Annotated in this window: 24 protein-coding genes, 1 tRNA gene and 1 pseudogene; 10 read left to right on the forward strand and 16 right to left on the reverse strand. The window is 62.2% G+C overall.

The window, feature by feature from the left end; translation table 11 throughout:
- Positions 1–44 precede the first annotated feature (44 nt).
- Positions 45–140: transfer RNA gene (locus BO1_RS59465), tRNA-Sec, on the forward strand.
- A 205-nt stretch (positions 141–345) separates the two neighbouring features.
- Here BO1_RS59465 and BO1_RS53020 read toward each other — a convergent pair.
- The 7 genes from BO1_RS53020 to BO1_RS28100 form a co-directional block, all read right to left on the reverse strand.
- Positions 346–1362: a carboxylesterase/lipase family protein gene (locus tag BO1_RS53020; RefSeq protein ID WP_167338398.1), complete on the reverse strand. Its 1017-nt coding sequence runs from the start codon at positions 1360–1362 to the stop codon at positions 346–348.
- 149 nt (positions 1363–1511) lie between these two features.
- Positions 1512–2615, reverse strand: coding sequence for a porin (locus tag BO1_RS28075; protein WP_028220401.1), 1104 nt, complete (start codon positions 2613–2615; stop codon positions 1512–1514).
- A gap of 137 nt (positions 2616–2752) precedes the next feature.
- On the reverse strand, positions 2753–3847 hold the full coding sequence (locus tag BO1_RS28080) for a hypothetical protein (protein ID WP_028220402.1): 1095 nt from the start codon (positions 3845–3847) through the stop codon (positions 2753–2755).
- Between the two features lies 1 nt (position 3848).
- Positions 3849–5072, reverse strand: coding sequence for an MFS transporter (locus tag BO1_RS53025; protein WP_167338399.1), 1224 nt, complete (start codon positions 5070–5072; stop codon positions 3849–3851).
- Between the two features lie 169 nt (positions 5073–5241).
- A complete protein-coding gene (locus tag BO1_RS28090; protein ID WP_028220403.1) occupies positions 5242–6375 on the reverse strand; it encodes a DUF5624 domain-containing protein in 1134 nt (377 codons plus the stop codon).
- 22 nt (positions 6376–6397) lie between these two features.
- Entirely contained in the window at positions 6398–7276 is an 879-nt protein-coding gene (locus tag BO1_RS28095; RefSeq protein ID WP_028220404.1) for an amidohydrolase family protein, read from the reverse strand.
- 46 nt (positions 7277–7322) lie between these two features.
- The gene (locus BO1_RS28100) at positions 7323–8102 is read right to left on the reverse strand and encodes an HpcH/HpaI aldolase family protein (RefSeq protein ID WP_028220405.1); all 780 of its coding nucleotides are present in this window, start codon (positions 8100–8102) and stop codon (positions 7323–7325) included.
- A 98-nt stretch (positions 8103–8200) separates the two neighbouring features.
- On the opposite strand from BO1_RS28100, the gene BO1_RS28105 reads away from it, so the two are divergent.
- Positions 8201–9109, forward strand: coding sequence for a LysR family transcriptional regulator (locus tag BO1_RS28105; protein ID WP_028220406.1), 909 nt, complete (start codon positions 8201–8203; stop codon positions 9107–9109).
- 66 nt (positions 9110–9175) lie between these two features.
- Here BO1_RS28105 and BO1_RS53030 read toward each other — a convergent pair whose 3' ends face one another.
- Positions 9176–10102: a patatin-like phospholipase family protein gene (locus BO1_RS53030; protein ID WP_052409620.1), complete on the reverse strand. Its 927-nt coding sequence runs from the start codon at positions 10100–10102 to the stop codon at positions 9176–9178.
- A 91-nt stretch (positions 10103–10193) separates the two neighbouring features.
- Between BO1_RS53030 and BO1_RS28115 the strand changes: the two genes are divergently transcribed.
- A complete protein-coding gene (locus BO1_RS28115) occupies positions 10194–10481 on the forward strand; it encodes a hypothetical protein (protein WP_028220407.1) in 288 nt (95 codons plus the stop codon).
- Between the two features lie 97 nt (positions 10482–10578).
- Positions 10579–11250: a divalent metal cation transporter gene (locus BO1_RS28120; RefSeq protein ID WP_245643919.1), complete on the forward strand. Its 672-nt coding sequence runs from the start codon at positions 10579–10581 to the stop codon at positions 11248–11250.
- Here BO1_RS28120 and BO1_RS53035 read toward each other — a convergent pair.
- Positions 11237–12151, reverse strand: coding sequence for a LysR family transcriptional regulator (locus BO1_RS53035; protein ID WP_043286841.1), 915 nt, complete (start codon positions 12149–12151; stop codon positions 11237–11239). The genes BO1_RS28120 and BO1_RS53035 overlap by 14 nt on opposite strands.
- Positions 12152–12281: 130 nt before the next feature.
- Between BO1_RS53035 and BO1_RS28130 the strand changes: the two genes are divergently transcribed.
- Both BO1_RS28130 and BO1_RS28135 read left to right on the forward strand, forming a co-directional pair.
- A complete protein-coding gene (locus BO1_RS28130; RefSeq protein WP_028220409.1) occupies positions 12282–13571 on the forward strand; it encodes an MFS transporter in 1290 nt (429 codons plus the stop codon).
- Between the two features lie 46 nt (positions 13572–13617).
- Entirely contained in the window at positions 13618–15159 is a 1542-nt protein-coding gene (locus tag BO1_RS28135; protein WP_028220410.1) for a M81 family metallopeptidase, read from the forward strand.
- A gap of 6 nt (positions 15160–15165) precedes the next feature.
- Here BO1_RS28135 and BO1_RS61350 read toward each other — a convergent pair.
- Both BO1_RS61350 and BO1_RS28140 read right to left on the reverse strand, forming a co-directional pair.
- Positions 15166–15270: pseudogene (locus BO1_RS61350) on the reverse strand (LysE family translocator); the annotation flags it as partial.
- 12 nt (positions 15271–15282) lie between these two features.
- Positions 15283–16185 carry a LysR family transcriptional regulator gene (locus BO1_RS28140; protein WP_028220411.1) on the reverse strand — a complete coding sequence of 301 codons (903 nt, stop codon included), beginning with the start codon at positions 16183–16185 and terminating at the stop codon, positions 15283–15285.
- A 191-nt stretch (positions 16186–16376) separates the two neighbouring features.
- Here BO1_RS28140 and BO1_RS57980 point away from each other — a divergent pair, with 191 nt between their 5' ends.
- Positions 16377–16514, forward strand: a complete 138-nt coding sequence (locus tag BO1_RS57980; protein ID WP_084688234.1) for a DUF3563 family protein — start codon at positions 16377–16379, stop codon at positions 16512–16514.
- A 468-nt stretch (positions 16515–16982) separates the two neighbouring features.
- Here BO1_RS57980 and BO1_RS28150 read toward each other — a convergent pair whose 3' ends face one another.
- Positions 16983–17687: a DJ-1/PfpI family protein gene (locus BO1_RS28150; protein WP_028220412.1), complete on the reverse strand. Its 705-nt coding sequence runs from the start codon at positions 17685–17687 to the stop codon at positions 16983–16985.
- Positions 17688–18643: 956 nt separating this feature from the next.
- On the opposite strand from BO1_RS28150, the gene BO1_RS53040 reads away from it, so the two are divergent.
- On the forward strand, positions 18644–19987 hold the full coding sequence (locus tag BO1_RS53040) for an aminotransferase class I/II-fold pyridoxal phosphate-dependent enzyme (RefSeq protein WP_052409621.1): 1344 nt from the start codon (positions 18644–18646) through the stop codon (positions 19985–19987).
- 154 nt (positions 19988–20141) lie between these two features.
- On the opposite strand, the gene BO1_RS53045 is transcribed toward BO1_RS53040, so the two are convergent.
- On the reverse strand, positions 20142–21161 hold the full coding sequence (locus BO1_RS53045) for an NAD-dependent epimerase/dehydratase family protein (RefSeq protein ID WP_043286844.1): 1020 nt from the start codon (positions 21159–21161) through the stop codon (positions 20142–20144).
- A 6-nt stretch (positions 21162–21167) separates the two neighbouring features.
- Complete coding sequence (locus tag BO1_RS28165; RefSeq protein ID WP_218002831.1) at positions 21168–21854, reverse strand: TetR/AcrR family transcriptional regulator; 687 nt, start codon at positions 21852–21854, stop codon at positions 21168–21170.
- Between the two features lie 15 nt (positions 21855–21869).
- On the opposite strand from BO1_RS28165, the gene BO1_RS60315 reads away from it, so the two are divergent.
- The gene (locus BO1_RS60315) at positions 21870–22157 is read left to right on the forward strand and encodes a hypothetical protein (RefSeq protein WP_167338400.1); all 288 of its coding nucleotides are present in this window, start codon (positions 21870–21872) and stop codon (positions 22155–22157) included.
- A 296-nt stretch (positions 22158–22453) separates the two neighbouring features.
- Here BO1_RS60315 and BO1_RS28175 read toward each other — a convergent pair whose 3' ends face one another.
- Positions 22454–22825 carry a hypothetical protein gene (locus tag BO1_RS28175; protein WP_028220415.1) on the reverse strand — a complete coding sequence of 124 codons (372 nt, stop codon included), beginning with the start codon at positions 22823–22825 and terminating at the stop codon, positions 22454–22456.
- A gap of 155 nt (positions 22826–22980) precedes the next feature.
- On the opposite strand from BO1_RS28175, the gene BO1_RS28180 reads away from it, so the two are divergent.
- On the forward strand, positions 22981–23412 hold the full coding sequence (locus BO1_RS28180; RefSeq protein WP_028220416.1) for a hypothetical protein: 432 nt from the start codon (positions 22981–22983) through the stop codon (positions 23410–23412).
- Between the two features lie 486 nt (positions 23413–23898).
- Here the strand turns inward: BO1_RS28180 and BO1_RS28185 are convergent, their stop codons facing one another.
- Complete coding sequence (locus BO1_RS28185; protein WP_028220417.1) at positions 23899–24342, reverse strand: RDD family protein; 444 nt, start codon at positions 24340–24342, stop codon at positions 23899–23901.
- Positions 24343–24909: the final 567 nt, after the last annotated feature.

Below are 24909 nucleotides of genomic sequence, written 5' to 3' on the forward strand. Positions count from 1 at the left end.
ACTGCGGTTTTCGCTCGGTTTTCATGCCGTTCTCGCCTGGAAATGGAAGGCAATCGTATCGGGTGGTACGGCCAGACTTCAAATCTGGTTGGGGACGTCAGCCGTTCCTGGGACAGTTCGACTCTGTCTGCTTTCCGCCATTCAAGGCTATGGACACGCTTGGCGTGTTGTGGAGTTCATCAATTAACGAGTATCGTACGGGGAAGCGGATGCGGTGATGCGATCAAGACGGTATCTCCGGAGAGACCGATATGCATCGCCGGTCGGTCGTGCACCGGGAGCGAATCGATCCGGCCGACCGCCGGATCCGCGCTTTTCATAAGAAATATATCGTTATCCAAAGTGTTATTTACGTGAAGGATACTGGGCAGCGGTAGTGGTGCCCGCAACGTCCAGGAAAGCGTTGATTGCTGCCATATATCCGTCGCTCGTCACAGGCTGGCCCTGTGCGTCGAACGCCGCCGCGACGAAATAGGTGCCCTCATTCTGCGTGAAACCCGATACGATCGGCACGCGACTGAAATTGCCGCTCGCGAACGCGGCGCTGGTCGAGAGCGGTAGCACGCGGGTGTTAAGCGTGGCATACCAGGTGAGTGGGTTGCCTTGAAGCAGTGCGGATGCGGAAAGCCCACGCAGGCAGGCGGTCGTTGCCGAGCTCCCACATCCCCATGTTGTCGCATAGCCGATTCCGTCCGTTTCGGCCTGTGCCTGCGATTCCTGCTGGCGGCTGAAGTCGCCACTCTGCGCGACGGCCTTCGCGAACAACCCGGCTGACAGCGGAGACGCGAGCTGCACGTATATCGAATGCCCGCCCGACGAGTCGCCGAAAATCGTTACATTGGCCGGATCGCCGCCGAACGTGCGGATGTTTTGCTTGACCCAGCCCAGTGCCGCCGCCTGGTCCATGATCCCGTAGTCGCCGGAGACCTGATTGGGATCCTCGGCGGTCAGTGCGGGATGCGCGAGAAAGCCAAACGCGTTGAGCCGGTAGTTAATCGTCACGACGATGGCGTTCGCTTGTTTCGCGAGCGCGGAACCGTCGGTCTGGCTACCCGACCCGAGGATGAAACCGCCACCATGTATCCAGAACAGGACGGGGAGCGCTGAAGCGGGCGTCGCTGCGTCCGGTACATAGACGTTCAGGTACAGACAGTCCTCGCTGCCGGTCGGCGCACTTGCGGTGCCTTGCATGCAGACGGATCGAAAGTGCGATGCGTCGTATTGACCGCCGGCGTAAGCGGCGACCGGCGCGGGCGGCTTCCATCGCAGTGCGCCCACGGGCGGCGCGGCATAGGGCAGGCCGAGAAACTGTCGCACGCCGCTCTGCTCGATACCGGTGGCCGTGCCCTGTTGAGTCTGCACACTATGCAGGTTTGGCGGATCGGAATCCGCGCTGCCACCGCAGCCACTGAACGCGAGCGGTAGGGTCGCAGCGATGGATACGATATTTAATTTAGGCATACGAATCATTGTCGAAGCTCCTTTAGCAGATTGACGATATTCATATCTGTTCAGAACCTCGTTCGTATGCCGATGCGGACCGCGACCGACGACGCGCCACCGCTCCCAACATAGTTGCCATCGACGAACGCGCTGGTGCCTCCGATCCCGAGGAACACCGGTGCTGCGCCGCCCGACGCGTGGAGGTAGGTCGCAGTGGTATAGACGTCGGTGCGCTTGGACAGCGCGTAGTCAAGAAGCGCCGTCGCGTTCTGCCAATGTTGATCGCCGAGCTTGCTGTACCAGTAGCCGGCCATCAGCGTCGTAGCCGGAGTTAGTGAGAACACTTCGTTGAGTTCGTAGGTCGCGATTGAACCGTTGTCGTTGGCGATGCGCAGGTGCGTGTCGGTGAACAGCACACGCGTGAGGCTGCGGCCGATCTGGTAACTGGCGCCAACTCCGTAGTTCGTGACGCCGCTCGCGAGCATCGGCGCGGGCGGCAAATTCGGGAAGAACGTCGTCCCGGCCTGCACGGGGCCGTGCACGCCCATGTCGTGAATGTCCGTATAGGCCGCACCGATCTTCAGCGGGCCGTTGTCGTACCGCAGCCCGAAGGCGACGACGCGTCCCGTGCCGCCGGACGTCGCCTGGGACTGGAACGCATAGAGCCCGCCGACCGTCACGCCGGCGATCGTCGGCGACACGTAGCGAACCGAATTGTTGATGTGCAGCGTGCCCGCGAGATGATCGAAGTCTCCCGGGTGCCACGCGTACTGGCCCGCGTATTGCCCCATCGCGAACTGCGTGAGGTTGTCCCAGAAGAAGTCGTACTGCTTGCCGAGCGTCACGCGGCCGTAGGGCACCGACGCGAGACCGACCCACGCCTGCCGGTTGAAGATCGTATCGGACTGGAAAAGGGCGCCCGAGTTGAGATTGAAGCCGCCCTCGAGATCGAAAACGGCGCTCAGACCACCGCCGAGATCCTCCTTGCCGAGGAAGCCCCAGCGGTTCGACTGGATCGCGCCGTCGGTCGCCATGAACTGGCTGTGTCCGCCGACGTTGCTCAGGTACGAGACGCCGGCATCGATGATCCCGTAAAGCGTCACGCTGCTTTGCGCGTGCGCGGCGGTGCTGACGGCCGCGAGCACCGCCGCGCCGAGAAGCGACTTCTTCATTGACTGTCTCCATCATCGTTATTTTTTCGGGCAAGCCCGGGCCCTCCCTGCCTGCCGGAGGGATCGAGCGTAGGTGCTGCTGGGTAAAGCCGTGTGCCGCTGGTCTATCGGCCGGTCAGGCGGTTATGCGGGGTGAATCATCGTTCGAACCGGTAAACGGTCGAATCGACGCGAAAGCGAAGGTCCTCGCTCAAAGCGTTGCTGACCACGAGATAACGCGTGCCGTCCGCGACGAACGTGCTCGCCGATGTCGCGCCCGAGGTCGGGAATTCGCCGAGCAGCTCGAACGCGTCGCCGCGCCACGCGAACATCTGCGAGTGCTGGACGACGACTGGGTCGTGCGGCGTGCCGGTGATGAAGCACACGTGTACGAGATAGCGGCATCCGTCGGTGCCGTCGATCAGGCAGAGTTCGCGCCCGCCTGCGCCGCCGAGCAACTGGACCGGCGCGAATGCGCCGCCGTCCAGCCGGTACAGCGTCGTGTGATCGAGGATGTTCACGTAGACCATCCACAGGTCGCCGCCGTCCTCGAAGAAGCGGAACGTGCGCGCGCCGTGGCCGGGCAGCGTCTGGAATGCCTCGAACCGCTCGCCGTTCCAGCGGAAGATCGTCGCGCCGTCGAGATGATCGGCATACGCGAGGTAGTGCACCCCGCCGAACTGCACGGAGATCCAGTCGTAGCCCCACTGGCCGTCGAACGTCTGGAACACGTCGAAGCGGCTGCCGTTCCATTCGAGCACGCATGATTGACGGGGATGGCGCGCGATCGCGCCGTCGATCTTCACGCCTTGCGCAAGCCCGAGGAAGTGCCGCGAGCCGATGTCGAACGCGCGGAACTGCTTCGCGGCAAACGCCGGAATGCGCTGGAACGGCCGCCACGCGCCGTCGCCCCATTCGTACACGAGGGCGTCGGTGTTCAGGTCGTACGGGCCCTTGCCCGATCGCACGCCCGCGGCCGCGAGAAACCGGCGCGCGCCGATCTCGAAGTATTCGAGATCCTCGCCGCCCGTCAGCGGCAGCGTGCCGGCCTCGACGAAGCGGCCGCCGTCCCGGCGATAGAGCCGCGCGCCGATATCGCTGTCGCCGCCGTTCATGTGCGGCGGCTGGCCGGCGATGTCGACTGCGAGTTGTGGAATCCCGAGACAGGTCGTGCCGTCGATCTCGAAGACGGCCGCCGCGCGCGCGCCGCTCGTCGCGAGCGACTGCACGGGGATGAGGAAGTCCAGGCTCATGTCAGTGTTTCCCGTTGCTCAGTTTGGATTCTGCGATGGACAGCCCGGCGTCGTCGGGGGTGGTGCGCCGCCCGGCCTCGGTCGGCTGCCATCGGTATGCGAGTGCGACGCCGAGCGCGCCGCACAGGGCCAGCAGGCCGACCATCTGGAACATGCGCTCGAGCGGCAGGTGCGCGGCGAGCAGCATGCCGCCGACGAGCGGCCCGATGATCGAGCCCGCGCGGCCGATCGCCATCGTCCAGCCCACGCCGCCACCGCGCACGTCGTCCGGAAAGAGCCGGCTCGCGATCGCGGGAAACGTGAGCTGACCGCCGACGAGGCAGGCGCCGATGCAGAACAGCATCGCGAACACGCCGTTGCCGACGCCGATCAATTGCCCGAGCGCGATCGTCAGGGCCGCGCCCGCGACGAACACGGTCACGACCGGCTTGAACGGACCGAAGCGCCCGACGACAGCGGACAGCGCGAGCGCGCCGAGGATTGCGCCGACATTGATCAACACCGCGCCCATCGCCGCCCGAGCGGGCGCGATGCCGTTCAGGTTCAGGATGGTCGGCATGAAGTTCACCAGAAAGCCGGACAGGATCATCGTCGCCAGCACGCCGCACCACAGCGCGATCGCGGCGGGTGCCCGGCCGTCGGCGAGCGTGCGTCCGAACGGATTCAGCGTGCGCGGCCGGTGCCGTGCGCGCGCCGGGCCCGCATCGCGCGGCGCGGTGCCCGCGGGGATCACGAGCCATACGGGCAGCATCGCGATCAGCGCGCTCGAGCCGCCCATCACGAACACGAGCGGCCAGCCGAACTTCATCATCAGCGCGGCGGTGAGCGCGCCGCCCACGACCGCGCCGAGCGGAAAGCCGATGAACATCAGGATGACCAGCGACGCGCGGCTGCGGGTCGAGCTGTTCTGCGCGGTGACGGCCGCGACGACGGGAATCGCGCCGCCCATCCCGAGCCCGCCGACGAACCGCAGCGCGGCGAGCATCGGCGCCGTCGTCGCGGTCGCGCATGCCAGCGTCAGCAGGCCGGTGAGCGCGAGCGACAGCAGCAGCATCGGCCGCCGGCCGAACCGGTCGGCGGCGGGGCCGATCAGGATCGACCCGAGCACCGTGCCGAGAAAACCGGCGCCGAAGATCCGGCCGAGCGCCGCATGATCGATGTGCAGCGACTTGACCAGCAACGGTGCGATGAACGACAGCATCAGCGTGTCGAAGCCGTCGATCATCGCGACGGCGAAGCACACCAGCGTGACCCTGAGCGCCACGGTGTGCGCTGGCGATGCCGGCGCACGTGGGTCGGTTTGAACCATCATGTTGTCTCCTGTTCCCGGGCTTGCATGCGATGCCGATCCGGCTGCCCGTGCCGGTCGGTTGGGCGGGGATGTGCCGTTGCGGCTACGGGTAGTCCACGTTCGTGAAGCCCGGAATCTCGACGGCGTGCGGTCGATTGCCGTTCTCGTGCAACTGGTCGACGATGTAATCGGCGACGCAGTTCGACAGCAACTGGCCCGGATCTTCCATGATGCGGCGCAGCCGCGCGGCCGTTGCGGCCCGGTCGTCGACGCCGGTGATCGGCGGCATGCCGTCCACGGGCGTCGGGTCGAAGCGGTACGCCGGCTGCGCGGGAAACAGCGCACGGGCGATGTCGACGCTCGCGCGCGTGTTCAACCACAGGTGACGATAGGTGCGTTCGAGCTCGGCGAGCCCGGCCGCGTCGGGCAGCGCGTCGATCTGGAACGACGGCGCGTGCGGTGCGACGTACACGCGCTCGGGCGGCAGCACGCGGCCGGATGCGCGCCACACGAGGTAGCACATGTTGTTCGACGACCATGTCGTGCCGGCCGTCGGCCGCCCCGAGCGTCCGCTCACGAGCACCATCGCGCGGCGCCAGTCGATTTCCAGCGCGCGCAGCCAGTTGCCGATCCGGTACACGATGTCGAGAAACGCGAGACCGAACGTCGCGAACATCACGTCGTTCATCGGTACCGGCAGGCGCTGGCCGTCAGCCGCGAAAAAGCTGTCGTTGAGCACGTCGAACGTCAGCAGTTCGGGATCGTCGAGCGCGCGGACGAGCCAGTCGACCGAAGTCGCGCACGTGTAGTCGACGAGCCGCGCGATCTTTTCTTCCTGACCCGCGAAGCTCTCGACCGCAATGACGTCGCGCCACAGCGATACCGAATTGGCTTCGCGGGTGCGGTTCGCATGTTCGACCAACTGCAGTGCGCCGTCGCGCCAGCGCGTGTCCCGCGGATCGAGCTCGCGCATCTGCGCCAGGTAGGCCAGCGCGAGCGGCAGGTGCGACACGGCCGTCAGTTCGATGAAGCCGCGTGTCGATTTGCGGAAGCTTTCGAAGCACGGCGGCGCACCGACGCGCGGGAACAGCACGATGTCCGATCCCGTCGATACCAGCATCGGGTCGTCTTCGCCGAGCCGATCCATCTGCGCGGTGATGGCGGCGCCGATGCTCTGCGGGTCCGACGTGAACGCGCGGAACAGTCCGGCGAACGATGGATTGGGTTGGTAGGGCATGGTCTTCGATCCTTGCTGCGCGTCAGAAATCGAACAGGCGTGCGGGGTTGTCCGACAGGATCGCCTGTTTCGCGTGCGTATCGTCCGTCCACCGCTCGAGCAGGTTCAGCAGTTCGCCGGTGTCGCGCGTCGAATCGGGAATGTGCGGCCAGTCCGAGCCCCAGATCACCTTGCCCGGCGCGGCCGCCACGATCGCGCGAGCCATCGGCTCGATCGCGCCGTAGCCGCGATGCCTGGCGATCCGGTACGGCGCGCTCAGCTTCAGCCAGCACTGGCCGTCCTTCAGCAACCCCAGCAGCCGCTCGAAATCCGCCGCCGTGAGGCCGTCTTCCTCGAGCATGTAGCCCATGTGATCGATGACGAACTCGGTGCGCACGTCGGCGAGGAACGGAATCAGGTTGCGCACGACCCAGCCGGGTGCATAGAACTGCAGATGCCAGCCGAGGTTCGCGCACAGCGCGGCCATCCGCGTGATGTAGGCCTGGATCTCGGCGGTCGCCAGGCCCGAGCGAGCAAACAGGTCGAGCCGCACCGCGCGCACGCCCGCGCTGTGCCACGCGTCGAGCGTCTTCGCATCGGTGTCTTCCTCCATCATCACGACGCCGCGCGCGATCGGGCCGGCGACCTGGAGCGCGTCGATCAGGCAGCGGTTGTCGGTGCCGTAGTAGCTCGGCTGGACGATCACGAAACGCTGCAGGCCGAGCACCGGCATCATCTTCAGGTAGTGCGACAGCTTGCCGTCGGGCAGCGTGTAGTGCGGGTGCGCGACGCAAGGGTAGCGATCGGCGGGGCCGAACACGTGCATGTGTGCGTCGCAGGCTTTTTCCGGCACGGCGAAGGACGGGCGCGACAGCGTTGCGAGATCGCGCATCGGGGTGGAGACCAACGGGGTTTCTGCCATGATCGTTCGAGTGGTGAGGGTTCGTTGAATTCGGTGGGACGGGCGGTCAGCGCGCGCGCCGCGCGGCGTCCGCGCGCTCGCGCAGTGATGCGAGGAACAGGTCCGAGTCGATGCCGGCGAACACGAAGCGCGCAGCGCCAGCACGTCGCAGGCCGTCGAGCACCTCGCCTTCCGGCATGCCGCCGACGATCGCGATCTTGCGATGCCGCGCGGCCGCGTCGACGACGCGGCGACACGCGTCGACCACCTCGGGGTGCGTGGATTCGCCCGGATGGCCCAGGTCGGCCGACAGGTCATTGCAGCCGAGCGCGACGACGTCGACACCTTCGACCGCGGCGATCGCATCGGCCGCTTCCACGCCGGCCCGGCTCTCGATCAGCACCTTGAGTGCCGTGGCCGCATCAAGCCGCTCGTTGAGTTCGCGCGCCGGCAGCCGTGCATAGTCGACGGTCGGAAGCGTCGCGATCTGCGAACGCTGACCAAGCGGCGGGAAGCGCGTGGCGGTGACGGCGGCGCGCGCCTGTTCAGCGCTTTCGACCCGTGCGATCACGATGCCGAGCGCACCGCCGTCGAGCACGCGGTTGATCACGCCGTATTCGCGCTCCGGCACGCGCACCCACGGCATGAGCCCGACGTCGCGTGCGCACAGGCACATCTGCGATACGACGTCGACGGGCAGCGTGCTGTGCTCCATGTCGATCCAGATTGTGTGATAGCCGGCTACCTTGGCCCAGCGCACCACTTCGGCGGTGCGCGAGGCGCGGATGCCGAGCGCCAGTATCTGCTCACCGCGGCGCAGGTTCGTGAGGAGTTCGTCCCCGGTCATGTTGTCTCCATGTCGACTGTTGGTTGAGCACAGTATCGTTAGCTCTGGCGTTTTGATCTATACTCATTTTCAATATTATTGATTTAGGAATTAAATCAATGAACCTGCGGCATCTGGAGTACTTCGTCGTGCTCGCTGAGGAATTGCATTTCCGCCGCAGCGCGGAACGGTTGGGCATCACGCAGGCGCCGCTGAGCCTTGCCATCCAGGCGCTGGAGGGCGAGCTGGGCGGACGGCTGTTTCACCGCACGCAGCGCAGTGTCGCGTTGACCGAGGCGGGGCTGGCGCTGCTCGACGACGCGCGGGCGATCCTCGCGCGCGTCGCGCATGCGAAGGAGAGTGTATGGGAGACGATCAGCGGCGATGTCGGCCGCCTTAGAGTGGGGTTCACGAATGCGTCATCACTTTCGCCGGTGTTTCCGCGCCTGATCCACGCGTACCGGACCCTTCGCCCGAATGTCAACATTTTGTTGTCCGAACTGCCATCGAGCCAGCAGATCGTCGCGCTGGAGCAGCGCGAACTTGACGTTGGGTTACTGCGGCTGCCGGGTGGGGCGATACCGTCTCGACTCGCATTCGAGCCACTCGCAACCGAGCCGTTGCTGCTGGCGATGCACGAGCGGCATCGCTTTGCCGCGCGACGAGCGATCCGCATTGCGGACTTGCGCGACGAGCCATTCATTGCGTACCCGAAGACGGCGGGTGTCGCGATCTACGAACAGATCCTCGCGCTATGCGCGAAGCGCGGATTCGAGCCGCGCGTCGTGCAGGAGGCGCAGCAGGCCTCGACGCTGATCGGCTTGACGGCCACCGGGCTCGGTATCGCGCTCGTGCCGGCACCGCTGCGCAGCATCGCGGTGCCGGGCGTGATGTTTCGCGAGTTGGCCGATCGCGACACAACGACGGTGCTGCATATCGCGCACCGATACGGCGATGCGAATGCGCGCGTCACGCAGTTCGTCGAGCTTGCGCGCGAGTCCGCGCGGAGTCTTGGTACCTTGGCGTAATCGGCACGTCCGGAGCGGGTGGTGTTGCTGGAGGCATGCTGGCGAAAGCGGCGAGTGACAACCTGATCAGTTGCCAACCGCTGCGGCGCGCGCATCGAGAAACGCACGAGCCTGTTCCCGGCCGTGCCTGATCAGCATGTCGATATTCCCGGATCCGCGATCGATCTTGCCTTCGTAATCGAGCGTGTTCTGGACCTCGGCCGACATCTCGATGCACGGTATGTGATACGACTTGTCCGGGTCATTGTGAAATGATTTTGGAATCCTTATCGGATTCTTGATACCCAGATTCTCGAGATATTCGTTCCTGAAGGCCCCGCCCAGGAGCATGTCATTGAGCATCTCCAGATGAGTCAGGTGCTGAAACAGGGAGATGTTGCCTTCCAGCTGGTTGCGGCGATCGAAAATATCGTCGGGCTGGCTGGGAACGGTTTTGCGGCTCGTCGGGTTGATCTTGATTAGCCAGATTTCTTCCGCGAGGTTCTCGGGGCCAACGAAGATCGGCCGAATCAGCTCATCAACGGGAGGATTGTCAGAAAACAGGCCGTCCCAGTAGGCGTCCTCGCCGATCTCCACTGCCGGAAAAATGCTAGGGACTGCGCACGATGCAAGAACGTGCTCAATGCGGATCGCTTCCTTGCCCGAGACAAATTTACGCAATTTTCCGCTCAGCACATTTGCTGCGCCGATGACCAGTATAGCGTCGGACACATTCTTGCGACGACGCGGTTCCTTCACGGTTATCAATAACGCTGCAATGATGAACCCTGGCAGGCCAACAATCATGAAAGCTGCATGCCAGGTTCGTACGGTGCCGAACAAGGGTAGCAGTACATTGTCGGCATTTCCCGTCAGCCAAAGCACAGCAGCCGGGGCCAGTGGAGCCTCTCCCAGAACGACCATGATCCGGGCAGCAAAAATCTCCGGATAGGAATGCACGAACCCGAATGACACAGTTGCGACACTCCAGCACGAGATGCCGACGATAATCATATTGCGGCGGTTCGAGGAGTCCGCATAGCGCCAGTGGCAATCCCAGCACCGAGTACGAGATCACGAAAGCGAAGCCATAGAGAAGGCTGATTTGCGTGTCAGTAATGTTCAGATCAGCTCGTACGGGCTGCACAAGAAGGCTAAGTATCTGACGGTCAACGTAAGACAGAATTCCGGCGACGATTATATGGTGTTCGGCGACGTCATCTGCTTGCACATCGATGACGACGTCTGGGTCAACGGCCGCGTCGACATGTCCCGTCTTCAACCTGTCGGGAAACTCGATGGGCTGAACTATGCGATGGTCAACGAGATCGAGCGTATCGAGTTGCCAAAGGAGGTCGCGGAAATGACCGAGGACTATGGTGGCGTCAGGTAGAACCGGCAAGAATGGAGGTTCGTCACTTCACCTGGATTAGCAACACGTGCTCTGGCGCGGGATCGCGAAAACATCTCTCACTACGGTCCGGTGCAACATGAATCAAACCCAGTTTAGCCTCTGGAACCCCGCGCCGCTGTGGCTACGTATGATGTCTTCGGCTGCGGTTTGGGGACCCGGCCTGCTGGTGATGTTAGCTGACACGGATGTCGGTAACGGGGTAACAGCCGCGCAGAGCGGCGCGCGGTGGGGCTATCGCCTGTTGCCAATATTGTTGTTCCTGATTCCGTTGCTGTATGCGGTACAGGAACTGACTATACGGTTGGGCATTTTTACCGGGCGGGGCCTGCTCGAATTGGCATTTTTTCTTCTGGCATGGCACTCGCATCCGAAGTTCTCGGACATCAAAGCGCACGTACGCGATCTGCCGTTGCATGATCGTGATTGTTTGTATCTGATAGCAGCGCTCATCGGTGCCACCTTCAGTCCCTGGACGATCTTCTATCAGCAGTCGGCCGTTGCAGAGAAAAAGCTGGGGCCCGAGCACCAATGCTCCGCACGCTGGGACACTGCAATCGGAGCAATGCTTACCCAGTTGCTCACTGCGGCGATTCTGATCACCACGGCAGCTATCACTATGGGCGACGCTAGCTCGCCTCGGCTCTCGCCTGTGTTCTTGGGATGGTTGGCGGCTTGTCAGGGTTGGGTCGAATCGCCTGAGTTTCGGCGTTGCGACGCTCCCGCGCATTGGGCCTTCATGCTCGCCTGAACACCGCCATGCGCTGAAGAATCCAGTCCAGCATCTCATGCGCAGCAGCGACGAGCGGCCGCCCGGATTTCACCAGCACCCGCGCTTTTGTGCCGAGAAAAAGCGGATGGTCGATGGGCACCGTCACGAGTTCCCCCGCCTGGATTTCGCGCGATGCGGCGAATTCGCCAATCAGCGTGATGAAGTTCCCGGCGGCCACGAGGCGCTTGAGCGCGGTGAGCGAGTTGGTGGTGAGGGTCGGGCGGATGGTGATGTTCTCCGCAAACGCGAGCATGTCCGCAAGACGGCCGATACCGAACGTGCTCGGCATGAGCGCGAGCGGCCATGCGAGCAAGTCTTGCACGGATGCATGTGCGCCGCGCAAGGCGAGCGGATGATCGCGCCGCACGAGCAGCACGACCGGCTGCGCGCAGCTGGCCCTGTACTCGATGCGTGGATGGGGCGGTGGGTTGAACGCCAGACCGATATGGGCGCGGCTTTCGGCGACTTCGTTCAGTACATCGTCGACAGGCAGCATGGTGAGGACGATCTCGAGCTTCGGGTACTGCACACAGAACGGCGCGATGACCTCGGCGATCAGCGTATCGACATAACCCTCGCTCGCGACGATATCCACGCGCCCTTGCTGGAGCCCGCGCAACGCGTGCAACTGGTCTTCGAATTTCTCCTGTTGGGCGCGATAGCCGCGCCAGAATTCAAGCAGATGCGCGGCCGCCTCGGTGGGCTTGACGCCGCGCGCCTGTCGCTCGAATAGCTGTGCGCCGAGTTCGTCCTCGAGCAGCTTGATCTGCCGCGTGATGACCGAGGGGGACGTGTTCAGACTGTCCGCGGCGCCGCGTATCGTGCCGTGGGTCAGCACCTCGTGAAAGTAGCGCAGGCGCTGCTGGTTAATTTCCCGCATCGTGTCCTCGCCGGTGCTTGTGTTGCCCTACGGAGAACGATATGTGAACTTTGTTGCTCTTGCTAGCGCGGGTTGCCCTGGTCACGATGTGGATGCCACGACCCACACAACCGTTATCCAGGAGAAAGGCATGGCGGCCATCATCACGACCGCGCAAGCGCGCGACGCTTCTACGCTCTACGGCAAGATCAACGCACGGCTCTTGCCGTTTCTGCTCATCTGCTACCTGTTTGCATACCTCGACCGCGTCAACGTTGGCTTTGCGAAGCTGCAGATGCAGACCGATCTCGGATTCTCGGACGCGGCGTACGGTGTGGGGGCCGGTATCTTCTTCATCGGCTATGTGCTGTTCGAATTACCGAGCAACCTGATGTTGCCGCGCGTTGGCGCGCGCCGAACCTTCGGGCGAATTCTCGTGCTATGGGGCATCGCGTCGGCCTGCATGCTGTTCGTCAAGAGCGTGCCGGCCTTCTATGCGATGCGGTTCCTGCTCGGCGTGTTCGAAGCAGGCTTCGCGCCGGGCATGATTTTCTACCTCTCGCGTTGGTACGGCCCGACGCGCATGGCGCGCGCCATCGCCATCGTCTTTCTGGCCGGGCCGATCGGCGGTATCGTCGGCGGCCCCCTTTCTGCCGGCATCATGACCGCGCTCGCCGGCAAGGCGGGGCTGGCCGGCTGGCAATGGATGTTTCTCGTGGAAGGGCTGCCCTGCATCGTGCTCGGCATCGCGACGCTCGTTTATCTGCCGGATCGCCCGGCGGATGCCGCCTGGCTCAGCGATACGGAGCGGCGTCGCCTGGAAGCCGAAGTCGGCGGCGAGCAAGCGCATGGAGCACAGTTCCGCGACGTGCTGAAGGACCGTAAGGTCTATGTGCTCGCGTTCGCCTACTTCTGCATCATTGCGTCGATCTACGCCATCAGTTTCTGGCTGCCGGCCATTTTGAAGGCGCAGGGCGTGAGCAGTCTTGTCACGCTGGGCTGGTGCGCATCCATTCCGTACGTCGGAGCGGCTTTCGGCATGGTCTACATGGGCCGGCGCTCGGATCGCGTGGGCGAGCGCCGGCTCCACTGCGCGGTGCCGGCCGCGGCGGCTGCGGTGCTGCTCGTGGCGTGCGCGTTCGCCGGTATGCAGCTGTGGATCTCGCTCACCTTGCTGAGCTTCGTCACGGCGGCGCTCTGGATGGCCTATACGGTCTTCTGGGCGATCCCGCCCGAGTACATCAAGGGGCCGGCCGCCGCGGGCGGCATTGCGCTCATCAATACGATCGGCCTCTCGGGTGGCTTCTGGGGCCCGGCCGCCGTCGGCTGGATCAAGACCGCGGCCGGCAGTGTGCAGCCAGCACTTTGCGCGTTGGCCCTGGTCTGTCTGGTCGCTTCGCTCATGATCGTCAGGCTCAGCCTACCGGTTGCGAAACACTGATCACGAGCCATATTCCTGGTTATCCAAAACAACTGTAGAGGGCACTATGCACATTCTCATCGCAGGCTTCCAGCACGAAACCAATACTTTCGCGCCGACGAAAGCCACCTTGCAAAGCTTCGTTCAGGGCGAAGGTTTTCCGCCACTCGCGCGAGGCGAAGACGTGCTCGCGCTGCGCGACGTGAACGTGCCTGCGGGCGGCTTCATCGCGGCAGCGCAGGCCGAGGGTCATACGCTGGTGCCGGTGATCTGGGCCGGCGCGAGCGCGTCGGCCCACGTGACGGAGCAGGCCTACGAGCGCATTGCCGGCGAGATCGTCGAGGCGGTCCGGCGTGGCGGGTTCGATGCGATCTACCTGGACCTGCACGGCGCCATGGTCGCGGAGCATCTCGACGACGGCGAAGGCGAACTGCTCGCTCGCGTGAGGGCGATTGTCGGCCCGCAAGTTCCGCTCGTCGTTTCGCTCGACCTGCATGCGAACGTGACCGGCCAGATGTTCCGGCATGCCGACGCGATGGTCGCGTACCGCACCTATCCGCACGTCGACATGGCCGAGACCGGCGTGCGTGCCGCCCGGATCCTGATGCGGATGATGGCCGCGCGCGAGCGCGGCCTGAAACGCGCGGTGCGGCGCATTCCGTTCCTGATTCCGGTGAACGGCATGTGCACGCTCGCGGACCCGGCGCGCGACCTCTACGAGCGTCTGGAGGCGCTGGAGCGCGACGAGGTCGTGTCGCTGTCGTTCACGCCGGGTTTTCCGGCTTCCGATTTCCCCGAATGCGGGGCAGCCGTCTGGGGCTACGGATTCGACGAAGCCGCGGTGACGGACGCCGTCGACACGCTTGCCGCGACGATCGTCTCGCAGGAAAGCGAGTGGGACGTGCGGTTTCTCGACCCCGACGAAGCGGTGCGCGAGGCCATGCGCCTCGCGGAACACGCGACGCGCCCCATAGTGATTGCCGACACTCAGGACAATCCCGGCGTGGGCGGCGATTCGAACACGATGGGGCTGGTGCGCGCGCTGCTGCGCCATGGCGCGAAGGATGCCGCCGCGGGCCTCGTCTGGGACCCGCACGCGGCCGCGAAGGCGCACGAAGCCGGCGTGGGTGCGACGGTCGACCTCGCGCTTGCGGGTGGATCCGGCATTCCTGACGACGAGCCGCTTTCAGGAGCGTTCGTCGTGGAGCATCTGTCCGACGGACGCGTGCGTTTCGATGGGCCGATGATGAACGGCATGTGGACGGATATCGGTCCCGTTGCGTGTCTGCGTATCGGTGGCGTGAAAATTGCGGTCTGTTCGGTCAAGATGCAGATTTTCGATCGCAATCTTTATCGCGTGGCCGGCATCGAGCCCGAACGTATGAAGATTCTCGTCAATAAGAGTTCGGTGCACTACCGCGCCGATTTCGACTCCATCGCCGAGGCCCATCTCGTCGCGAAGTCGCCTGGCCCCATGGCTGCCGATCCTTCCGATCTGCCGTGGACGCGGATCGATCCGGAGCTTCGCCTGCGCCCGAACGGCGCCTCGCTGGGCGAACTGCGCGGTAGCGCTTCGCGCGAGCATCGCCAGGCGGGGCGCAGGGACTGAAACTCGCTAGACACGCGCAGCCAGAAGCCGGATGCCGGCAATCCCGAATGCTACGGCCAGGCATCCTTCCACGGCACGACGGGTCCGCACGTACAACCTGCGAGCCGGGTCATCGCGCTTGAGCTAACCAAGGAGTTTCGATGCCGTCCGGACGATTTCCTCGACGAACACTTTGACCATGGGATGGTTGCGCTCGCCGCGGCGATAAGCAACGTAGATTTTGCGGCGAACCTCTGGCCTCAGCTTGACCCATGCCACGCCGGGCGGCGATCGTAACATCCTGAGTCCGGGGACGATTGACACCGAGCAGCCGGACGCCACCATCGCTTCGATCATCTCGGATCCGCGGCATTTGGCGTTGATCCGGGGCTCATACCCGGCGCGGCGGCATAAATCGGTGACGTAGCTGCCCAAGGGGCCCCCCCTCGATTCGATTGCCCACCTTTCGTGCCGGAGATCGGCCAGGCTCAGCGAGGGCTTTTTGCTCAGTGGATGGTCAGTCGAGACGGTCACGTACCAGACATCCTCGGCCAGCGGCACAACCGCGACGTTTTCCCGATTATCGCCCGCCACAATGGAGAGATCGTCAATCAACGCGACGTCCGTTCTCCAGGAACGCAGTGCCGCGACCCCGTCAATCGCCTCCAACTCTTCAATTGCGATCTCCAGGCGCGGAAACGCGAGCTGCAGCGCCTTGACCGTGTCAGGGAGCACAACCGAAGCGATCGAGGGAAACGCGGCGACGCGCAGCTCGCCGGCTATCTCGCGCCGAAGCTCTGCCATTTCCGAGCGAGCCTCGTCCAGCACAACCATCATCCGCTCGGCGTGGCCCACCAGCGCGTGGCCGGCGAGCGTCAGCCTGACCCCGCGGCCGACGCGCTCCGTGAGCCTGACGCCGGCCTCGTCTTCCAGTTGTGCGATCTGCTGTGACACCGCAGAGGGCGTCAGGGACAGAGCGTCCGCGGCGGCTGCCATCGTGCCGCACCGCGCCAACTCCAGGAGCGCCCGCAGTCGACTGACCTCCAAAATACGTACCCCCGAAAGAGCGTCTGATTCAACAAGAATACTAATGTATTGCGTAAAAAACGATAAGTATACGTAAGCATATTTGCCGCCTACGATTGAATCGTCGAACAGCGCCAGAGCACGGCCGCTAGACACATCGGTAGCGCCACATCCTGCCAACGTCACGGGTCAGCACCTTCTTGGAGACTATTATGTTTGCCTTCCTCTTCACATGGATTGGCCGCTGGTTCGAGCGCGCCGAACAACGCCGCAATGAAGCGTATCTTGAGGGCGCGCGAGACCTTGCCGAACTCGAACGCCGCATGCGTTCGCTGGAAAGCTGCTGCTGAATGAGGTAAGGCTTCCGCGATCAATGGACCAAAGAGCACACAGCATCAGTTCTCGCGGTGAGCGACGGATGTCTCCCATCCGTCGTAATCCGCAAGCTGCCATTCGCGCTATGAGGCTGTGGCGGTTCACAACAGGCGGCTTTCGGATGGGTATATAAGGCAGTAATCCTTAATGATGATCCGGAAGCAGGATGCGGACGGTCGCTGCGCGCGTGGATCCCGTTCCAGATAGCGGTGAATCGGTCAACGACTTGTTCAAAGGAAGCCGGCGACACCCGGGGCGCGCGAGTTCAAGAACGACGTCGCGAACTTCCTGACCTTGTCCACCAAAGGGGTGGTGAATGATTTCGCCCTGGATCTGCCGCCGGCACAAGCACGCATCCTCGCGGCGACCCAGGGCCGTCATCGGCAAAGGAGGGGTTTCAAAGCCGGTCACGCGGGATTGGGATGGCCCGGCTTTGTGGCAGGCTATAAAGCCGTCAAGTGGGCCTGATAGGCCCGCCCCGTCGCGAGACGTTTCTCGGTAATAGCCCGTGCGCGCTCCGTTACAGTTGCGAGGATCGGTGCTGGCGCCGTAGCGGGAGATCCTGCCTGGAACGGCGGCTTGGGATCATAAGCCATGTAGAGTTGGAGTTCCTGGGCGACCGTCTCGCCGCGCAGAAGCGAAACGACAATCAATGAGCCATCAATTCCAGATGTGACACCGCCAGCGCTGACGAACTGGCCGTCGATTACCACACGCTCGTCGCTCGGCGTCGCGCCGTACAACGGGAGCACGTCCATCGCGGTCCAGTGAGTCGTCGCGCGTCGGCCGTGCAGCAAACCCGCTGCGCCGCAAAGCAGCGAACCCGTGCATACCGAGTACACGTAGCGGGCTCCCGCAGCTTGCTTGCGGATGAACGAAAGTACGGCTTCGTCGTGCATCAACGCTTCCTGGCCGTGGCCGCCAGGTACCAGCAGCACATCCAACTGTGGTGCCTCATCGATGGTTGTGTCTGCCAGCAACTGCATACCGGCGAGATCGCGTACAGGATTCTTGTCCTTCCAGATCGTCATGAAGGATGAGTTCGGGACACGCGCCAACGCTTCGAGCGGTCCGGTGAAATCGCACTGATCCATGTTCGGGAAGATGAGGCCGCCGATCTTCAAATGAATGTCCAGAGATAGGGTCATGGTCCGCTCCAGTCAATTCTGTATTAGTACAAAAAATAATGTGAACCAGTACAAATATATATCACTTGTTCGACGTGTCAATTTTTTCGTTGGAAGGCCGAGTCAATTTTCGTAGACATGCATGTGTTTTGGAGGTTATGGTTCAGCTACTCGGTCAGCTGCGAGTGATGGGATGATTCTTGGTAATGAACTAGGACAAAAATGGGAAGAAGCGCTGCTGAGCGCGGAATTGAAGTCTGCGGTGAGCAGCGCAACAGTCGGGGTCGCCCGGACGTTTGTCTTACTACGGTGGCTGATCGAGTTGCAGAAGGAGAATGGGGAGCAAACTACTGCCCATGAGGTATTAGCATCCAGATCTATTACCTGCGATGTAATTGGCGGGATTACGGCATGCCACTAATCTTCCATTGTCGTGTGATCGCTCCCTGACGCAAGCGCCGGACTGACATCGGTAAGGGTTTCAGTGCGCGACAGCGCAATACGACAAGGAGTTTGCCATGCAGGAAAAACCCGTTGCCCTGGTCACCGGGGCCAATCAAGGAATGGGTCTTCAGGCCCGCGCCAGTGCTGTTCCGGGCGCTTGCACAATGGCGGTAGATATCGTACCGGTACAATAATAAATATGTATCAAACGAATTCAAAGGGAAGGGTTTTTGGGTCAATTTGGAATATGCGGCAGGAACTACGCTATCGGAGCATAAATACGAGTGGCACGGAGTTTTGGTCGCCGAGGCCATGACACGCCATGAGTCGCGAATATCGGACGTGCTTGTGTTGCATTCCTGTAATGTCCTAATGTGGTGTAAGCTATGTCTGCCTTGGACAGGCTTTGACGGCGTGCCCTTTGGTACGCGAGATCGCTCGCATTGCGGGCGGGCGATTCGTTCACACGGCATGCTCAAGCCAAAGGATTCGATTACGCGCGTGAAGCGTGTTCGCAGAGGACGAAGCGGAAAATGTTCAAATTGCGGCGAGAAGAAATTCTGGAGGGTAAGGCGGACTCAATCCGGCGCGCGATAGAGCATGCCATTCTGGAGGAACGGCTCAAACCTGGAGACAGTCTGCCGACGGTCCGGTCGCTTGCCGAGGACCTCGGGATCAACAAGAACACCGTCGCGGTCGCCTACCGGCAACTTCAGCAAAGCGGTCTTGTAACGGCGGGCGGAAGGCGGGGGTCGGTCGTCTCAGGTCAGGCGTCGCATCGACAGAACCGTGGTGCGTCTGTGGCAGGCGGGCAAACGCTGTCTGTGCGGGATGGCAATCCGGACATTGATCTGTTGCCGAGCGAAGCGGAGATTCGGGAGGCGCTCGCCCGTATGAGCGTCGAGCATCGGTTATATGGCGAGCAGCGCAACTACTCGCCGTTCCTGAAGTGGGCGGAGCAATGCTTTAGTGCCGACAATATAGCGGTGCCGCGCGGTATCTTTGTTTCGGCGGGTGCGCTGGATTTGGTGGAGCGGGCACTGAACGCAGCCGGCCTCGCGCCGGATGAGAAAATCGCCGTCGAGGATCCGGGTTACATGAGCCTGCATGCTCTCGTCCGTTCGATGGGGTTCAAGTTGTTGCCGCTGCAACTCGACCAGCATGGCATCGTGCCGGCCAGCCTTCGCAGTGCTTTAAAGGGCGGCGCGAAGGCGGTGATAACCAGCAGTCGTGCGCAGAATCCGACTGGAGTCGCTACCTCGAAGTCTCGAGCGGCTGAACTTAAACGTATAGTGAACGGTGCGGACGATGTGCTGTACATCGACGACGATCATTCGAACATTCTCAATCTATCGCCCTGCAACCCGTGGCACATGGGCGCCCGCCGCTGGCTAACGGTGCGTTCGCTTTCGAAATCGCTCGGCCCAGATTATCGGGTCGCAGTCTCAACGGGAGATTCCGATACGATCGAGCGGCTCGAAAATCGACAGAGTGTCGGTATGGGCTGGGTCAGCACATTCCTGCAGCGAATGGTTTTCGAGTTGTTGACGTCTGCACCGGTGCAAAAGAAAGTCGCCGCGGCAGGCCTGGCCTATCGAGAGCGCTACGAATTGCTACGCGCCGCTTTGAAGAAGAAGGGCTTCAATGTCATCGGCAGCGCCGGTTTGAACCTTTGGGTACCCATCTCCAACGATCGAGAGGTCGCAGAGCAGCTTTTCGATGCTGGCTGGCTGGTGCGTCCCGGCCGCGACTTTTGTGTGACAGAGCAGTCAGGCATCCGTGTCACGACATCGCGTCTGTTATCGCAGCAGACCGTGGCATTCGTTGATGCGCTAGTGGCGGTACGCAGTGCTACGACCACCACACTGGTGGCGTGAGGGATTGAAGGCTCCGGTTTGCACCCCGTGTTTGAGTATCAAAACTTGACGGGGCCGACCGATCCATACCATGCACGAACCTTGGACGGATTGGCCTTGTCCAGAACGTAATCGCCCCATTTTGTCGCCCCGCGCTCGCTAACCTGACAACTCCTCAATTTGCGTTCCTGCTGTTTGACCGTTGCTCGTTGCCCGTCCCGGGAGAATGCGCGACCTCATAGCTGCGCACGCCATCGTCACGCGAGGTCTTGCCAACATAGCCCAGCTCGCGGCGTGCGGCTGCATCGCTCACACTGAATTCCCGCCCGATCATGCGCACCATTGAACGCGAGAGGGGAGGGGCGCTGTTTTTCCGCAGAATGGCCCAGACGGCATCCATCAACCGCCCTGAGGCTGAGGCCAGCCAATAAGGCATCGAACGCCGTTCCCCGACGGAAAGACCCTGCACGCCTGCAATTAACGCGATGAACTCGCGGAACGTTTGCGTCTGCCGGTCAGTGATGAAAAAGGCGCGACCACCCTCGCCGCGTGTCAGCGCGCATTGGACGGCTTCGACGACGTTATCCACGTGGCAAGTGGAGAACGCATAGTCGCCACGGTCGATGAAAGCGAACTGGCCTGACTTGATCGCACGGGGAAGCTCGCGGCTGAACGGGTCACCCGGCCCCCAGAGTGCCGGCGGGCGCAATGCGATGGTGCGAAACCCCGGCTTGTTGGCAGCCAGCACGATTTGCTCGGCCTGCGCCTTGCTCGCCAGATAGGCCGAGAAGTGCTGCGGAAAGGTGGGAGCGCTCTCCTCTGCATGACGGATGGGCGAACCGGATTCGTCCATGATGACACCTGCCGCGCTGATATGAACGAAACTCGCCGCGCCAGCTTGCTCTGCCGCTGCCAGCAATCTGGCGGTGCCATCCACATTGGCGTGAAAGAACGGCGCGCGCGGGCCGGAGAAGCGAAACATGGCCGCTGCGTGAACGACGGCATCGAGCGCGGGCAGTACCAGCGGCGCGCTGTTTTCCAGGTCGCCCTCGACAGGCTGAGCGCCCAGTTCCCGCACCCTTTCACGGGACGACGCCGAGCGCGCAAGCGCAAAGACCTGATGGCCTGCCGTTGCGAGCGCGGGGAGCAAACGACTGCCGAGAAGGCCGGAGCCTCCGGTGACGAGGATTTTCATGGTCGATCAGCCTTTCGCATCCGTCGTGTCTATTGCCAGAATGGCGCGCATGGCGTTCTCGCGGATGTCCCTTAGAACGTCGGACGTGGGTGCCGCCGCATTGCGCAGTTGCGCCGTGACATAGAGCAGAGAAGCCGCGTTAGCCGATGCCCACATCACATCCGCCGCGGCTTCCACCGCGAGCGCGAGCCGCCCCTCGGCGGCGATGGCGGAAATACGCTCGATGAGGAGCGCGAAAGCTTGCTGGGCAGCCGGTATCTGCGCCCCCTGCAGAACACGTCCCAACATTGCTGCATAGAGCCTGGGCCGTGCCGCCGCGAAGCGCACGTAATCGTCCCAGCCATCGCGCAGGACGGTCACGGGATCGGGGGATTGCGCGGCTGCATTTTTGCTTTCCAGAAACTGCGCGAACGCCTCCGCCATCGCTGCACTTAGCAGACCGTCGGCGCTGCCGTAGTGGTGATAAAGCGTCGGCGCGGTGACTCCCGCCAGGGAGCAGACCGCACGCGTCGAAAACTGCGCCTCGCCTTCCTCTTCGAGAACCTTCAGCGCCGCAGCAAGCAGGGTGGTCCGTGTATCCATATCACGAATATAACGCCGATATAGACGGCTGTATAGCGGTGTTATAGTCTGGTGTGTGGGACGCGCTGTCCTGTTCGACCTTTGAAGCGCTTGTCGCAGGCCTGTCCCCATTCGACGAATTTCCGCATGTCCTCCGGCGTGATTTCGACGCTGGGGTCATCTAACAAGGCCTGGCCGGAGCGGGTGATAAGGGCGGCGGACTTCGTCATGTCCAGTTTGACGAGCGCGATCTGGCGCTCCATCTACGCCTTGCTGCCTGGCTTCGTCCGTTCCGTCTTCACGATAGGCTTCCGTGGTCATGAAGGCCCTCCCCGGATCGCCATTCAGAAACGCCTGCGCTGCGAAATCAGTATCCCGGACTCGTTGGCTGGCCGGCGACGCGTGGGGCGCTGGCGCGCCCCGCACGGTGCCTAAAAGAAAACCGCAGACGAATGTCTGCGGTTTCGAAGTGCAACGTGCGGCAACAACTGGTCCGCCACTACGTCGCTTAGCTAGTGTATTGCACTGCAGCAACACTTCTGCCAGGACAAACCCTGGATCCGGACACGCGTCGGGCGTTTTAAATGCACCTCGGACCCTCAAAAAAAGAGGCCGCAGCGTTGTCTCTGCGGCCCTTTCCAAGACACACAATGCGGCGGGGATTACATGCCGCTCGATGAGTCTATGCCTCCACTTCGCAGACCAAAGTTTCTAAAGCGTTGCGCTGGTAACTAATGGTTATCGCTGCGCAGTGAATTCTCGAGGTCCGCATCTGCAAGCAGCGAGTCGGCCACCTTGTCTATATCGTCCTGCTCGGTGGAAATTGCCAGTCGCACCTGCTCAGGGCCGGCATTGGGCACGATCGTTGGCACTTCTGGATCGTCCGGCGGCAGGCCCGCACGCTCGCGCAGCGTCTCTTCGATATGGATCAGGAAGGCCTGCGTCACGTCGCCGACGAACCGCACGTAGCGCTGCTCCTTGTTGCGTGGTGCCGCTGTCTGGATCGCCTGGAGCTTACCCACCCAGTTTCGGCACGGCTCCGGCAGCACCTCGGACGGCGGCACGTCGTTGATCCGCGCGAGCAGCTGTGCGAGCGACGTCATGCCATCGTGCGTGTCTTCGAGATTGATCGTGATGTGGCCAAGTACAGGCAGCGGCGCGCAGCTTCAATGCAGGCATCTCCTTACATATCTCGGCGCGCTGGATTAACGCCATACAGCGTATAGCATTAGAACAGTCCGTGACGCTGGAGAAAGCGATGGCAACGGTCAAGAAGCTGCATCGGCTTCGCCACATTTTCCTGGTGATATTTGCGCTTTCATTAGTCGTGTGGGCCGTTGCGTATCAACGTGAGGTGGCTCGATCGGTAACAAAGAACGCAACGCCGAGTGCGCTATCGCCAGCGCTGCAGGCCAACATCGATCGATTGACAAAAGAATGGATGGATCAGCCCATTCGTAAGGACCCGGGCTCGGTGCCGCAGGAGCTGAATAGTCCGGTGCTTTGGATCTCGACGATCTCGTCAGTTGCTTCCCTGATCGGTGCCCTGACAACAACGTTTATCGCGGTGCGCAAGGAGAGGCGGGAAAGCACGCGCGCCTCGCTTGAGAACGAGAAGCTAGAGCTCGAAAACACCAGGCTGCGCCGGGAGCTGGAGGCGAAAGGGGCAGCCGACGAGCCGCCGGCATGACGGCTTGTGCGCTTGGGAATTGACGCGGCGGATTAATCCGAATCCCACTTTGCGCAGAAGCCGTTTTTGTCGACCGCTAGACACTTTTTTTGCTTATCGGGAGTGAATCATTCCCGCCGTAAATTATCAGGTCCGAGTCGGCGGCAGGTTTCTTCTGAACATTGGCGCTGACCGATACGTGGCTCGTGGTTGATTTCATCGTCTGATTGCTACACGAGTGATGCTCTCGTCGTATCTGCGAAGCCCGGCAGGCGGATAAGCGGGGGCGGACTGTCGGATTCTTAAGCGTCCGTGTATCAAAGCGACAGGAATTGCCTGGCTTTGCGGGCTTCGAGTCTCTCGGGAGGTCAATTTTTTGGCTCAAAACGACATGAATGGGTTGTCAAACCGCGACATCAATTGCTGAACTCTACACGTCGTGGTGTGAAGGTCGACACCTGATTTCCAGTTTCGTCCGGACAGTCATTGTCCTGTCATCGGTCGAGCTCACATTCGTTGAGCGCCGCCGACGGGCCCGTCATCAATCACAACGGTATTGGCTATCCGGTCGTGCAGCGTCTGCTTTCGCTGGTTGAACAGAACCCACAAGAATCCGGCACCGCACGTCGCGAAGGTCAGCAGGTACCCTAATGTGCGCAAGCCGGCTTGCCGCGCTGTCATTGGCCGTCCGGTATCGGCATCGACTATCCGAAGATGCAGCGCGCGTTTCCCGGGTGAAGTGCCCCATGTGGCCCACAGCAGGCCGGTTATGAGGATGGGAATACATTGCCCGATTGCCAGCCACAAAACGATGGTGGAGGCGAAGGACTCTGGCGCCGTGAGGATTTCCTCAGTTGATGGCCCGAGCGGGACGAAAAGCACGACTACGGTCCACCAGATTGAATCGATGGCCAACGCGCTTGCGCGTCGCGAGCAGGAGGCATATCGCATCTGAACCCCAGGCCTGGTTGATTGACATGATGAACTTCCACGCGGTACGCGCCGACTTGCCACGAATCTCCCGCATGCCGTGCGTTAGCTTCAGTTCAAGAGGAAAGCTGAACCAGCGAATCAGAACACCGACTCGTTACGGGCAGAGATGACGAAAAGAACGTTTGTAAGCAATTGTCAGAGGCTCCGCAAGTCGTTCGTGGACCGTTGGCCGAGCGAACCCAGATTCTGGCAAGGCGTGCAAGGATGTTCTCCAAAGATAACCGGCGATTGGTTCGCCGGAATGACAGATACCTGGACGTGTTGCGGGTCTAGCGCTGGCTGGCACGATGCCGAACTCCTCATTCGGTCGACCCGTTGCCTTGCTCCCACGCGACAGATTTCGGAGCCGTGACTCCTGGCGTCACCCGAACCTTCCTGCCTCACTCGATTCCGCGGAGCATGCTGCCTTCGCTGGTCGCGCTGGCCCGCCTCGCAACAAAGGGTGGCCGGGTGTTGCGTGCGACACGTCTCGTTACACACAAAAACACCCGTAATTCTCCGTCGCAATATAGTGCGTTCACAACT

It is taken from the genome of Paraburkholderia oxyphila NBRC 105797, assembly GCF_000685075.1.
Classification (GTDB): Bacteria; Pseudomonadota; Gammaproteobacteria; order Burkholderiales; family Burkholderiaceae; genus Paraburkholderia; species Paraburkholderia oxyphila.